General features: G+C 64.6%; 13 protein-coding genes and 1 tRNA gene. 9 read left to right on the top strand and 5 right to left on the bottom strand.

All coding sequences use genetic code 11. The features are described 5' to 3' along the window. Positions 1–18 precede the first annotated feature (18 nt). Complete coding sequence (locus tag AB7G19_RS36120; protein ID WP_135215185.1) at positions 19–390, top strand: ArsR/SmtB family transcription factor; 372 nt, start codon at positions 19–21, stop codon at positions 388–390. A 132-nt stretch (positions 391–522) separates the two neighbouring features. Here AB7G19_RS36120 and AB7G19_RS36115 read toward each other — a convergent pair. Together AB7G19_RS36115 and AB7G19_RS36110 are read right to left on the bottom strand one after the other, a co-directional pair. After that, positions 523–598: transfer RNA gene (locus AB7G19_RS36115), tRNA-OTHER, on the bottom strand. Between the two features lie 54 nt (positions 599–652). Beyond that, positions 653–1,354 carry a class I SAM-dependent methyltransferase gene (locus AB7G19_RS36110; RefSeq protein ID WP_085400422.1) on the bottom strand — a complete coding sequence of 234 codons (702 nt, stop codon included), beginning with the start codon at positions 1,352–1,354 and terminating at the stop codon, positions 653–655. Between the two features lie 115 nt (positions 1,355–1,469). On the opposite strand from AB7G19_RS36110, the gene AB7G19_RS36105 reads away from it, so the two are divergent. Beyond that, positions 1,470–1,994: a Dps family protein gene (locus tag AB7G19_RS36105; protein WP_063985503.1), complete on the top strand. Its 525-nt coding sequence runs from the start codon at positions 1,470–1,472 to the stop codon at positions 1,992–1,994. Between the two features lie 119 nt (positions 1,995–2,113). Here AB7G19_RS36105 and AB7G19_RS36100 read toward each other — a convergent pair whose 3' ends face one another. Next, on the bottom strand, positions 2,114–2,641 hold the full coding sequence (locus AB7G19_RS36100; RefSeq protein WP_085400424.1) for a cupin domain-containing protein: 528 nt from the start codon (positions 2,639–2,641) through the stop codon (positions 2,114–2,116). 155 nt (positions 2,642–2,796) lie between these two features. Then, entirely contained in the window at positions 2,797–3,987 is a 1,191-nt protein-coding gene (gene carA, locus AB7G19_RS36095; RefSeq protein ID WP_063985501.1) for a glutamine-hydrolyzing carbamoyl-phosphate synthase small subunit, read from the bottom strand. A gap of 146 nt (positions 3,988–4,133) precedes the next feature. Here carA and AB7G19_RS36090 point away from each other — a divergent pair, with 146 nt between their 5' ends. The 7 genes from AB7G19_RS36090 (at position 4,134) to AB7G19_RS36060 (ending at position 9,819) form a co-directional block, all read left to right on the top strand. Next, the gene (locus AB7G19_RS36090) at positions 4,134–4,862 is read left to right on the top strand and encodes an alpha/beta fold hydrolase (RefSeq protein WP_441268759.1); all 729 of its coding nucleotides are present in this window, start codon (positions 4,134–4,136) and stop codon (positions 4,860–4,862) included. Positions 4,863–4,895: 33 nt separating this feature from the next. Further along, positions 4,896–5,351: a GatB/YqeY domain-containing protein gene (locus tag AB7G19_RS36085; protein WP_085400427.1), complete on the top strand. Its 456-nt coding sequence runs from the start codon at positions 4,896–4,898 to the stop codon at positions 5,349–5,351. A 214-nt stretch (positions 5,352–5,565) separates the two neighbouring features. Beyond that, positions 5,566–6,708 carry an epoxide hydrolase family protein gene (locus tag AB7G19_RS36080; RefSeq protein WP_085400429.1) on the top strand — a complete coding sequence of 381 codons (1,143 nt, stop codon included), beginning with the start codon at positions 5,566–5,568 and terminating at the stop codon, positions 6,706–6,708. Positions 6,709–6,832: 124 nt separating this feature from the next. Next, complete coding sequence (locus tag AB7G19_RS36075; RefSeq protein ID WP_441268758.1) at positions 6,833–8,443, top strand: acyl-CoA synthetase; 1,611 nt, start codon at positions 6,833–6,835, stop codon at positions 8,441–8,443. A 13-nt stretch (positions 8,444–8,456) separates the two neighbouring features. Further along, on the top strand, positions 8,457–8,924 hold the full coding sequence (locus AB7G19_RS36070; RefSeq protein WP_028159428.1) for a MarR family winged helix-turn-helix transcriptional regulator: 468 nt from the start codon (positions 8,457–8,459) through the stop codon (positions 8,922–8,924). 80 nt (positions 8,925–9,004) lie between these two features. Continuing rightward, positions 9,005–9,373, top strand: coding sequence for a YybH family protein (locus AB7G19_RS36065; protein ID WP_085400432.1), 369 nt, complete (start codon positions 9,005–9,007; stop codon positions 9,371–9,373). A 2-nt stretch (positions 9,374–9,375) separates the two neighbouring features. Next, positions 9,376–9,819 (top strand): hypothetical protein, encoded by a 444-nt coding sequence (locus AB7G19_RS36060; RefSeq protein ID WP_028159430.1) that lies wholly within the window; start codon positions 9,376–9,378, stop codon positions 9,817–9,819. A gap of 2 nt (positions 9,820–9,821) precedes the next feature. On the opposite strand, the gene AB7G19_RS36055 is transcribed toward AB7G19_RS36060, so the two are convergent. Further along, complete coding sequence (locus tag AB7G19_RS36055; RefSeq protein WP_085400434.1) at positions 9,822–12,053, bottom strand: ATP-binding protein; 2,232 nt, start codon at positions 12,051–12,053, stop codon at positions 9,822–9,824. Positions 12,054–12,060 lie beyond the last annotated feature (7 nt).

The following is a 12,060-nucleotide window of genomic DNA, read 5'->3' as shown; positions in this document are numbered from 1 at the left end:
TTGCTATGATTCCTCACCATGAGCCGCACACCCCTTCATCCCACCCGCGAGCAGATCGAGCTGCCGATGGTTCTGGATTGCCTGAGCGATCCGATCCGGTTGGCCATCGTCTATCAGCTCGCCCAGCAGGAACGTGTCAGCAGCGAACTCTGCTGTGGCGACTTCAGCGGCCTTTCCGGCAAATCCAACCTCGCCTACCACTTCGCCAAGCTGCGCGAATGCGGCCTGATGCTGACGCGCGTGGCGGGCACCAACCGCTTCATGCGGCTCCGCCGCGAGGATCTGGACGCGCGCTTTCCGGGGCTGCTCGATGCTGTGCTCAGCTCCGCAGCCAAGGATGTCGACCGGCTACAGCTGCTGTCGGAGTGCGAAACGGTTGAAATGGATTGAAGTTTGCGAGTTTTCGAGAATTTGCTTTGGGCGGTCCGTCGAAGCGTGCCCGTCTTCGCCCTTCGGGCTTCGCCGAGGCAGCCTTCGCACGATACGGCTTGCCTAGCCGAAGCTGGCGGAGCCAGCGAAGGCTGGAGACCCGGCCTGGATTTGAACCAGGATGAAGAGCGTTGCACCGCCCTCGCGTAGACGCTTCCGCCACCGGGCCGCGGCGATCTTTACCTATCAGCGTGTGACAAGCCACCTCGGGCAGTCATTATGCTTAACGGACCAGAGGCGGCCGCGCGATGAAGGTCATGCGCCAGCGATTATGGCCGATATTGGTGTGGGCGCGCTGGACAGAGAAGCCCGCCGCGGTCAGCTTGGCGACGATCTCGTCCTCGCCATAGCGCTGAAGCCCGATGCGCGTGCGCAGATGACGGTAATCTGACAGCGCGGTGCTGATCAGCCCGATCAGCGCGTCCTTCAGGAAGCCGTGACGCAGGCCGAAGCTGAGCAGCGCCATCACATCCCTGAACATGCCGACATTGGGCTGCAAGATATCTCCGAGCACGAGCTTGCCGGACGGGGTCAGCAATCGCCGGATGTTGACAAGCGCGGCATCGAGCTCGTCCGGCGTCATGTATTGCGCGACCGAGTTCATCACCGCGAGGTCGATCGACTGGTCCTGCATTTTGCGGACGTCGTCGAGGGAGCGGACGCGGATCTTGGTGTTCGGGGCAAATCGCGCGATCAGCCGGCCACGCACGCCGGGGGCGGGCTCGGCGAGAATCAGCTTGCCGCAGGCCGCGGCCACCTGGCTCGCCGACAGCGCCTCGCCGCAGGCATAGTCGAGCACGGTCGCCTCGGGCGATGAGATGTAGCCGATGATGTCCCGCGCGATGATCTGGAAGTGCAAGTCGCGATGCAGCTTGCTGACATAGATCGTATGCGTGGAGTCGTAATAATCGATCCAATCGTCCATGGTATTTCGTAGGTCCCGGCCAAACGGTTCCTGTCAAGGAACCGGCGCTGCCCGCCTTGCGTTAGGGGTGCGACGGCGCGCCGTCAATGTCCGCGTCCTAACAGGAAGGTTTCCCGTGAGCAAAGCCCCCACCAAGGTCTCGCCCGATCTCGATACCCCCACCGATCTGTCGCCCGATGGGGTCAAGAAGGTCTCTGAGGCGCTCAACGTGCTTCTGGCCGATGCGTTCGCGCTCTATCTGAAGACCAAGAATTTCCACTGGCACATCAGCGGCCGGCATTTCCGCGATTATCATCTGCTGCTCGACGAGCAGTCCGACCAGATCTTCGCCACCACCGACCAGCTCGCCGAACGCGTCCGCAAGATCGGCGGCACCACGCTGAAGTCGATCGGCCAGGTCGCCAAGCTCCAGACCATCAAGGACAACAACGAGGACTACGTCCCGCCACGCGAGATGCTGCGCGAGCTGATGCAGGACAACAAGCACGTCGCAAGCGCGATGCGCAAGGCGCACGAGGTCTGCGACGACGCCGGCGATGTCGCCAGCGCCAGCATCCTCGAAAACTTCATCGACGAGACCGAGCGCCGGACGTGGTTCCTGTTCGAGGCCACCCGCCAGGAAGGCGGCAACGAGGCGTAAGGGACATTGCCGTAGGGTGGGCAAAGGCGCGCTTCTTGCGCGCCGTGCCCACCATCCGTCCTTGCGGCTTGAACTGATTGGTGGGCACGCTCCGCTTTGCCCACCCTACGGCGTCGCGCTTATGGCCGGCTCCACAGCCTCATCAACGCCCCGTTCTTGCCCGTCACCGGATCGGCCGGCGGCAGCGCGACCTCGGGAATTGTCTTCAGTGCCCTGGCGTGGTTTTCCGGCGTTGCCCGCGTCACCACCATCTTCGATCCCGGCGGATAGGCCCCGATGATGCAGAAATCGTCGCTCGCACTGATGCACTGATGCCCCGTGCCGGCCGGCAGGATCGCGATGTCGCCCGCCTTGATCTCCAGCTCCTGGCCATGGTCGCCGCCGAAGCGGACGCGGGCACTGCCACGCGCGACGCCGAGCACCTCATGCACCGTCGCGTGATAGTGCAGATAGTCGTAGACGCCGTTGCGCCACGTGCCGCCCCAGCTATTCGCTTCGAACAGGTTTTCGATGGTCGCCTCGGGGCGCCTGGAATCGAGCTTCACCGCATCCCGATAGACCAGGAAGGGAAGGATGTTGTTCGGCACGAGCCCGTCATCTTTGAACACGATGGCGCGTGGCTCGGCATTGTCGCGGACAACGAACATGGCAGGGCTCCTGCGTGAGCGTAGCAGGAATCAACGAGGGGCGTGAGACGACGTTCCTTGCGTCCAGGCGAACCGCAGCGTCGAGCCCGGAACGACAAGAGCCCGGGTCAAGGCCCGGGCTCGATGTCGTCAAGGCAACTGCAGGAGAGCCAGCGTTACGCGCTCTTCTTCTGCCGCATCAGGTCCGCGAAGCGCTGGAACAGATAGTGCGAGTCGCGCGGGCCCGGCGAGGCCTCGGGGTGGTACTGCACCGAGAACACCGGCTTGCCGTCGAGCTGAATGCCGCAATTGGAGCCGTCGAACAGCGAGATGTGGGTCTGCGTCGCGCCCTTCGGCAGCGTCGCCTCGTCCACCGCAAAACCATGGTTCATCGAGGTGATCTCGACCTTGCCGGTGGTCTCGTCCTTCACGGGATGATTGGCGCCGTGATGGCCCTGATGCATCTTCTTGGTCTTGGCGCCGACGGCAAGGCCGAGCATCTGGTGACCGAGGCAGATGCCGAAGGTCGGTGTGCCCGACTTGATCACGTCCCGGATCACCGGCACCGCGTATTTGCCCGTCGCGGCCGGATCGCCAGGGCCGTTGGACAGGAACACGCCGTCCGGCTTCATCGCCAGAATGTCTTCCGATGAGGTCGTCGCTGGCACCACCGTCACCTTGCAGCCGACGCCGGCGAGCAGGCGCAGGATGTTGCGCTTGATGCCGTAGTCGATGGCGACGACGTTGAACTCGGGCTTGTCCTGGCGGCCAAAACCCTTGTCCCACAGCCAGGGCGTCTCGTCCCAGGTGAAGCGCTGGCCCGAGGTGACCATCGGCACGAGGTCCATGCCCTCGAGGCCCGGCCATTCGCGCGCTTCTTCCTTCATGCCATGCAGGTCGAACTCGCCGTTCCTGGCATGCGCGATCACGGCGTTGGGCATGCCCTTGCTGCGGATCAGCGCGGTCAATGCGCGGGTGTCGATGCCGGAAAGGCCGATGATGCCGCGCGCCTTGAGCCAGGCGTCGAGATGCTTGGTGGCGCGGTAGTTCGAGGGATCGGTGATCGCGGTACGCAGGATCACGCCACGCGCACCCGGCGTCGCGGCCATGTTCACCGTCTCGATGTCTTCCTCGTTGGTACCGACATTGCCGATATGCGGGAAGGTGAAGGTGATGAGCTGGCCGGCATAGGAGGGATCGGTGAGGATCTCCTCATAGCCGGTCATCGCGGTGTTGAAGCAGACCTCTCCGACGGCATGGCCTTCGGCGCCGAGACCGAAGCCTTCAAGCACCGTGCCATCGGCGAGCACGAGGAGCGCGGTCGGTTTGTGGTCCGGCCAGGCGGTATCGTTGTCATGTTGTGTCATGAGCCCGGTTCATAGTCCGGGCCGGCGCCGCCGTCAAAGCGGACGAGCGCCGATTCACATGCGTTTTTGCATATTTGACAGGTCCCCTCAGGCACTTAAGCTTGGGAGGATAATTTCCGCCAATTTCCCGGGCTCGCGAGGCAATAATGGACCAGACCACCCCGCTTCTGCTGGTTCCGGGGTTGGCCTCCTCGGCCCGGATCTACGCCCCGGTTGTCCCGGCACTCTGGCGGTTCGGCCCGGTGATGATTGCCAACCATATCCGCGACGACAGCATGGCGGCGATCGCCCGGCGCGTGCTGAGCGAGGCCCCGCCGCGCTTTGCGCTCGCCGGCCACTCCATGGGCGGCTATATCGCGCTCGAGATCATGCGCCAGGCGCCCGAGCGGGTTTTGAAGCTCGCGCTGATCAACACCCAGGCCCGGCCCGATACACCGGAAGCGACCGCGCGCCGCCGCGGCCTGATGGAACGGGCGAGGCGCGGCGAGCTGAGCGCGGCGCGCGAGGAGATGTTTCCCGAGCTGGTGCATCCCTCGCGCCACGACGATGCCGGCATTCGGAAGCTCGTGCACGAGCAGGGCGAGGACGTCGGCGTCGAAGGCTATCTGCGGCAGCAGACCGCGATCATTGCGCGGGTGGATTCACGGCCGACGCTGGCGACGATCAAATGCCCGACGCTGGTGCTGACAGGCGATCAGGACAACACGATTCCGAACGCGTTCTCCAAGGAGATGGCGGAGGGCATAGCGGGCGCGAGGCTGGTGATCCTGGCCAATTGCGGACCTCTGCCGCAGCCGGAGCAGCCCGAGGCGACGACGCGAGCGCTGGTCGAATGGCTGGGAGCCCCGGTTGTCTCGGGGCCGCGAACGGCCTAGATCAGGCGTCGGATATTCGAAGGGATCACGATCATGCTGCGCGACGACATCAACAACGCGGTCAAGGAGGCCATGAAGGCCAAGGAGGAGCGCAAGCTCTCCACGCTGCGCATGGTCAACTCGACCATCAAGAACGCCGACATCGAGGCGCGCGGCAACGGCAAGCCGCCGCTGTCGGACGCCGACCTGCTCGGCGTGTTTCAGAAGATGATCAAGCAGCGCCAGGAGTCGGTCGAGCTCTACGACAAGGGCGGCCGTGCCGAGCTCGCTGCCCAGGAGCGCGAGGAGATCGCGGTGATCTCGGCCTATCTGCCGAAGCAGATGTCGGACGACGAAGTGAAGAAGGTGATCGCGGATGCGATCGTGGAGACGGGCGCTGCCGGCATGAAGGACATGGGTAAGGTGATCGCGGTGTTGCGCGCGAAGTACGCCGGCCAGATGGATTTCGGCAAGGCCAGCGGCCTGGTGAAGGCCGCGCTGACGGGCTAGCTTCTTCCCTCTCCCCTTGCGGGAGAGAGTGCCTCGCGAAGCGAGGCGGGTGAGGGGTCTCTCTCCGCGGGCGACCCTCTCGCAGTAGTTTCCGCGGAGCGAAACCCCTCATCCGGCGCTTCGCGCCACCTTCTCCCGCAAGGGGAGAAGGGGCACCTTTGATGGCGCTGCAATCCGGTCTACTCTCTCCCGCAGAAACAATCGGGGGCAACCGATGACCGGCGCCATCAAACCGTTTCGCATCGCCATCAGCGACGACATTCTCACCGACCTCAAATCCCGCCTCGCCCGCACGCGCTGGCCGGAGGCGGAGCTGGTCGAGGACTGGAGCCAGGGCGCGCCGCTGAAATGGATTCAGGAGATCTGCGCCTACTGGGCCAACAGCTATGACTGGCGCGCCCGCGAGGCAAAGCTCAACCGCTTCGACCAGTTCACCACCGAGATCGACGGGCTCGACATCCACTTCCTGCATGCGCGCTCGAAGGAGCCATCGGCGCTGCCGCTGATCATCACCCATGGCTGGCCAGGGTCGATTGTCGAATTCCAGAAGGTGATCGCGCCGCTGGTCGATCCTGCCGCGCATGGCGGTAATCCTGCGGATGCGTTTCACGTGATCTGCCCGTCGCTGCCGGGCTTTGGCTTCTCCGCCAAGCCAAAGACCACCGGTTGGGGCGTCGACCGCATCGCCGCGACCTGGGCGAAGCTGATGGATCGGCTCGGCTACGCGCGTTACGGCGCGCAGGGTGGCGACTGGGGCTCGGCGGTGACGACATCGCTGGGCGCGCAGGACGCCGAGCATTGCGCCGGCATTCACATCACGCTCGCCTTCAACGCGGCACCGAAGGTCGAGGGCGAGCCGACGGCGGAAGAGAAGAGCGCGCTCGCCGGCCTGAAGCATTATGTCGATCTCGATTCCGGTTATTCCAAGCAGCAATCGACGCGGCCGCAGACGCTCGGCTATGGCCTGACGGATTCGCCAAGCGGGCAGGCGGCCTGGATTTTGGAAAAATTCTGGGCCTGGACCGATTGCGACGGCCATCCTGAAAACATTTTTGACAAGGACGAGCTGCTCGACAACGTCATGCTCTATTGGGCGACGGAGACGGCGACCTCCTCAGCGCGGCTCTACTGGGAGAGTTTTGGCAAACGCCGCACCACGCCTAGGGTCAACGTGCCGACCGGCGTCGCCGTGTTCCCCAAGGAGATCATCACGCCGGTCAGGCGCTGGATGGAGCCGAACTTTCCCAACATCACGCACTGGAGCGAGATGGAGAAGGGCGGGCATTTCGCCGCATTCGAGCAGCCGGAGCTGTATGTTGGCGACGTCAGGAAATTCTTCCAGACGGTGCGCCGTTAGGGGATGCCTCCGCATCGTCATGCCCGGGCTTGTCCCGGGCTCCCACGCGCTTAAACTCAGGTCGAAACAAGAACGTGGATGGCCGGGACACGCCCGGCTGTGACGACGCTGCCGGGAAACGACCATGCTGACCGAAGCCGCAACCTACGACGAGCTCTATCGCAACTTCCGCTGGGACGTCCCGGCGCGCTTCAACATGGCGGAAGCGTGCTGCGACCGCCATGCCGACGGCACGGGCCGCCTCGCGCTGCTCTATGTCGACGAGAACGGCGCAACCACGCGCACCTCGTTCGACGAGGTCGCGGAGATGTCGCGCCGCTTCGCCAATGTGCTGAAGGCCGATGGGCTCGTGCGCGGCGACCGCGTCGCGGTGTTCCTGTCGCAGTCGCTGGAGCTGCCGATCGCGCATATGGCCGCGTTCCGATCCGGGCTGATCTCGATCCCGCTGTTCGCGCTGTTCGGCGAGGACGCGCTGGAATTCCGCCTGTCGAATTCGCAAGCAAGGGCCATCATCACTGATGAGGCGGGCTGGGAGAAGCTCACGAAGATCCGCGATCGGCTGCCCTATCTGCAGGACATCTATGTCACGAGCGGCGCCGTCCATGCCGGTGCAAAACCGTTCTGGTCGGCGATCGAAACCGCGTCCGAGGACTTTGCGACCGTCGACACCTCCGCCGACGACCCCGCCCTGATCATCTACACGTCAGGCACGACGGGCAATCCGAAGGGCGCGCTGCATGCGCATCGCGTCGTGCTCGGCCACCTGCCGAATGTCGAGATGTGCCACAACTTCCTGCCGCGCCCCGGCGATCTGATGTGGACGCCGGCGGACTGGGCGTGGATCGGCGGCCTCGTCAACGGCCTGTTCGCGTTCTGGTATCACGGCATCCCCCTGGTCGGTCACCGTGCGCGAAAGTTCGAGCCGCAGGCGGCGATGCAGATGATGGCCGACCTCGGTGTCCGCAACGTCTTCCTGCCGCCGACCGCGCTGAAGCTGATGCGGCAGGCCGGCGTGAAGCATCCGGACGTCAAGCTGCGCAGCATTTTCACCGGCGGTGAATCGCTCGGCGGCGAGCTGCTCGGCTGGGTGCGCGAGACATTCGGCATCGATGCGCATGAAGTGTTCGGTCAGACCGAGTGCAATCTCGTGATCGGCAGCAACTCCAACCTGTTTCCGATCCGCCCGGGTTCGATGGGCAAGGCGACGCCGGGCTTCGACGTCCGCATCGTCAACGACAAGGGCGAGGAGCTGCCGACGGGGCAGCGCGGCATCATCGGCGTGCGCCAGCCATGCCCGTGCACGATGCTCGAATACTGGCGCAATCCGGACGCGACGGCGAAGAAATATGCCGGCGAATTCCTGCTGACCGGCGATCTCGGTACGCGGGATGAGGACGGCTATTTCTGGTATGTCAGCCGCGAGGACGACGTCATCACCACCGCCGGCTACCGCGTCGGCCCGTCCGAGATCGAGCACACGCTGATGAAGCATCCGTCGGTGGCGATGGCGGCGGTGGTCGGCATCCCCGATTCGATCCGCACCGAATCGATCAAGGCCTGGATCGTGCTGCGTCCCGGCTTCGCGGCAAGCGACACGCTCGCGCGCGAGATCCAGGAGTTCGTGAAGGTGCAACTCGCCGCGCACGAATATCCGCGCTTCGTCGAGTTCGCGGGGACACTGCCGATGACGGCCACGGGCAAGGTGCTGCGGCGCGAGCTGCGGGCGCGAGGTTAGGCTCTTTCAGACAATGGCAAAGACGTCTCAAGCTGCGGGGCTTCACCGCGCCTCACTTCCGAAACTGCACGATCTCGATGCGGCGCTGGAGCTGATGTATTACGGCTGGCGCGGGATGACGCTGGAGGCCGATGAATATCTTGCGAAGCAGGGCCTGTCGCGTCCACACCACCGCATCCTCTACGTGGTGGCGCGCCGTCCCGATATCGCGATCGGCTCGCTGATCGAGATCCTCGGCATCTCCAAGCAAGCCCTGAACCGGCCGCTCAACCTGCTGCTGGAGCGCAAGCTCCTGACGTCGAAGCGGGCACCCGAGCAGCATCGCTCCAAGCTGCTGCGCCTGACGGAGGCCGGGCGACGCATCGAGCAAAAGGCATCGGATCACGAGCGCAAGGTCCTGCGCGAAGCGTTCGACCGTGCCGGGGCTTCGGGTGCGGCGGCATGGATGGCCGTCATGGGGGCGATCGCCGACAACAACTGACGATTCTTGAAGTCAACATAGTTGACATGAGGTGCGAGCTTTGCCACTTTCCCGGCAACGAGCCAGGGGAGGGCTCCGCCATGAGCGGACGGACAATGGATCGCGCAGCCGCCGAGCGCTTCGTCGCGGCATGGTGTGCGAGCTGGTGCCGGGTCGATATCGACGCGGTCGTCGCGCATTTCGCTGACGATGCGCAGATGCGCAGCCCTCTGGCACTATCACTGACCGGTTCTCCGGTCGTCACCGGCGCCGAGAACATCCGCGCTTATTGGCGCGAGGCTTATGGCCACATCGAAAGCGCCGACCTCAAGATCCTGAGCTGGAGCTGGGACGAGGCGATCGCGCGCGTGACGGTGTGGTGGCAGCTCGGCGACACGCGCGCCAGCGAGTTCATGGATTTCGACGATGCGGGCCGTGTGGTGCGCAGCGAAGCCTTCTACGGAAAATGATCATGCACCTTTCGGATTTCGTCCTGCTCCTCAACACACTCTGGTTCGGCGGCGCGTTCATCCAGTTCAGCGTCGCGCAGGGCAATACGCTGAAGATACTCCTGCCGCGCGAAGAGCGCAGCAATCCGATCGCGCCGACGCTGGCGGCCAGCGTGGCGTTCCTGGGCGGGATGAATCTGCCGATCGGGCTTTTGTCGTTCTACCTTCTGGCCGCTCGTCCGGCTTTCTTCCAGCCGATCGAGGCCCAGCTCGCGCTGTTCCTGTTCTTTGCCGCCTGCCACTTCAGCCAGTTCGCCTATAACCTTCCGGTCCTGATGCGCGGTGGGCGCGTCGGGGTGGCCTACTGGCCTGTGCTGAAAGGTCCGATGCTCAGGATCTTCGTCATCGACGCGGCTCTGTTCGTAGCCAATCTCGGCGTAGCGCTCCGGCTGGCGTTCTCTTCCTGATTTCAGCGCGGCGACGCCGACAGGGCGGACCGCAGCATCGCGGCAAGATCCTTCCGCCGGAACGGTTTTGTCAGGATGCGGGCGTCGCCGACCCCGTCGGGCGTCTTGACGGGATTTTGGGTGTAGCCCGAGGTGAAGAGCACCTTGAGCCCGGGCCGCAAGCTGGTCGCTTGCCTGGCAAGCTCCGGCCCGAACATGCCGCCGGGCATCACGACGTCGGTGAGCAGCAGGTCGATGTCGCCGGGGCGGCGCAACAGTTCGAGAGCCGCGGGACCGTTCGACGCCGCGATGACGCGATAGCCGAGGGTCTTCAGCTCGCTCTCGACATAGGCCCGAACCATGTCGTCGTCCTCGACGACAAGAATGGTCTCGCTTCCGTCGGGGGCGACGATCCGTTCCGCGGGTGACGGCTGCTCGTTCGGTGGCGTTGCAAGGCGGGGAAAGAACAGCCTGACGACGCTGCCTTGTCCCGGTTCGGACTGCATCTGCACAACGCCGCCGGATTGCCGCACAAAGCCGTAGACCATGCTCAGGCCGAGCCCGGTGCCCTTGCCGACCTCCTTGGTGGTGAAGAACGGCTCGAACGCCCGGCTCGCCACCTCGGCGGTCATGCCGCTGCCGGTGTCGGTCACGGCCACCATGACGTAGTCGCCCGGCCGCGGTTCGCCGTTGACGTCAAGGTCGGATTCACCGAGCGAGGTGTTGCGCGCCTCGATCGTCAGCTTGCCGCCGAGCGGCATGACGTCGCGCGCGTTGAGCACGAGATTGAGCAGCGCAGTTGTCAGCTCGCCGGGATCGACGCTGGTCAGCCACACATCCGGTTCGAGCGCGAAGGTGCATTCGATGTGCTCGCCCAGGGGCCGGCGCAACAGCTGCTCCATCTCGTGAATCTTCGCGGCGATGTCGATGTCTCGCGGCCTCAGGGGCTGCTTGCGCGCGAAGGCGAGCAGGCTCCGCGTCAGGTCGGAGCCGCGCTCGGCGGCGGTCGCGATGTCGTTGGCGATCCGGTGCAATTCCTCGTTGCCGGCCAGCCTGTCGGCAAGATGCTCGGAGTTGCCGAGAATGACGGTTAGAAGATTGTTGAAATCGTGCGCCACGCCGCCGGTAAGCTGGCCCATGGCTTCCATCTTCTGGGACTGGCTGAGCTTGTGGCTGAGGTCGGCGATGGCGGCGCGTTGCTGCTCGAGCGACTCGGCGGTGTCGTTGAGCAGGGTCATCAATCCGCCCAGTTCGCCGCCCGGGTGGGGAGGCGGAATTCGCGCGCTGAGATCTCCGAGCCCAAGTTTCTTCGCCATGGTGGCGAGACGTCCGACCTGGCGCCCGACGCTCACGGTTGCAAGGATCCAGACGGCCGCGAGCAGCAGCAGCGAGGCCACCGCGAGTATCGCCACATCCTCGTAGAGCCGGCGATTCGCCGCGGCGACCAGTCCGTCCTTGGACCGTCCGACCATGATGTAGAGGCCGGCATCGCGGGTCGAAGGCGAGCGCGCGGCGACAGCCCAGACATGCGTCCGGCCGTCGCGATCGGTCACCTCCTGATACGCCTTCCGGTCCGGCGTTGCAGCGAAGCGGAGCAGATCGGATCCCGCGACCGACGTGCCGACCGGCTCGGTCCATCCTCCGCGGGAGGGGGCGACCAGAACCGTTCCCTTGCTGTCGAGGAGCAGGATCTCCTTCTGGCCGAGCAGCCGCTTGTCGTGAAACTCCGCGAATTTGCGCAGGTTGAAGGATGCGAGCAGGATCAGCTTCAGGGCGCCCGTCTCCGATCGCACCGGATAGGCGATCTGGAGCACCGATAGGCCGGTCAGCCGGCCGAATACCGGCTCGAGCGCGATGCCGCGCGACGCCAGGGCCTGCTTGAAATAGGCGCGATCCCGGAGGTCGAGGGTGCGGTTGGTCCGCAGCGAATCGCAGAACAGGCTACCGTCGGGATCGATGGTCAATATCCCGGTGAACTGTGGGTATTCCTCGCGCACTTCCGACAGGAACGCCGAGCACGCCGCCTTGTCGCGCGTGTCGAGATCGCGTGCACGGGCGAGACCATAGTGAAGCTGGGCGGTGCCCTGGATCTTCTCGTCCAGGTCGCTCGCAATGTCGTCGGCTGTCGCGGTCAGATTGGCCAGGGCCGCGTTGATTTCGCTGCTGCGATTTTGCACGAAACGTAAGCCGACGAGGATGGCCGGCACCAGCATGGCCGCAATGACGAGTATCAGTAGCCGGGTACGCAAGCTCATCGGTCGG

It is taken from the genome of Bradyrhizobium sp. 215_C5_N1_1 (genome assembly GCF_052075935.1).
Classification (GTDB): domain Bacteria; phylum Pseudomonadota; class Alphaproteobacteria; order Rhizobiales; family Xanthobacteraceae; genus Bradyrhizobium; species Bradyrhizobium barranii.
The sequence above is the reverse complement of the archived record's forward strand: the minus strand, read 5'-3'. Positions and strand labels throughout refer to the sequence as shown.

Coding starts and splice junctions, on each gene's coding strand:
- AB7G19_RS36065 (WP_085400432.1), top strand. CDS start 9,005: ATGAGCGGACGGACAATGGATCGCGCAGCCGCCGAGCGCTTCGTCGCG.
- AB7G19_RS36075 (WP_441268758.1), top strand. CDS start 6,833: ATGCTGACCGAAGCCGCAACCTACGACGAGCTCTATCGCAACTTCCGC.
- AB7G19_RS36080 (WP_085400429.1), top strand. CDS start 5,566: ATGACCGGCGCCATCAAACCGTTTCGCATCGCCATCAGCGACGACATT.
- AB7G19_RS36055 (WP_085400434.1), bottom strand. CDS start 12,053: ATGAGCTTGCGTACCCGGCTACTGATACTCGTCATTGCGGCCATGCTG.
- AB7G19_RS36100 (WP_085400424.1), bottom strand. CDS start 2,641: ATGTTCGTTGTCCGCGACAATGCCGAGCCACGCGCCATCGTGTTCAAA.
- AB7G19_RS36110 (WP_085400422.1), bottom strand. CDS start 1,354: ATGGACGATTGGATCGATTATTACGACTCCACGCATACGATCTATGTC.
- AB7G19_RS36070 (WP_028159428.1), top strand. CDS start 8,457: ATGGCAAAGACGTCTCAAGCTGCGGGGCTTCACCGCGCCTCACTTCCG.
- AB7G19_RS36085 (WP_085400427.1), top strand. CDS start 4,896: ATGCTGCGCGACGACATCAACAACGCGGTCAAGGAGGCCATGAAGGCC.
- carA (WP_063985501.1), bottom strand. CDS start 3,987: ATGACACAACATGACAACGATACCGCCTGGCCGGACCACAAACCGACC.
- AB7G19_RS36090 (WP_441268759.1), top strand. CDS start 4,134: ATGGACCAGACCACCCCGCTTCTGCTGGTTCCGGGGTTGGCCTCCTCG.
- AB7G19_RS36120 (WP_135215185.1), top strand. CDS start 19: ATGAGCCGCACACCCCTTCATCCCACCCGCGAGCAGATCGAGCTGCCG.
- AB7G19_RS36060 (WP_028159430.1), top strand. CDS start 9,376: ATGCACCTTTCGGATTTCGTCCTGCTCCTCAACACACTCTGGTTCGGC.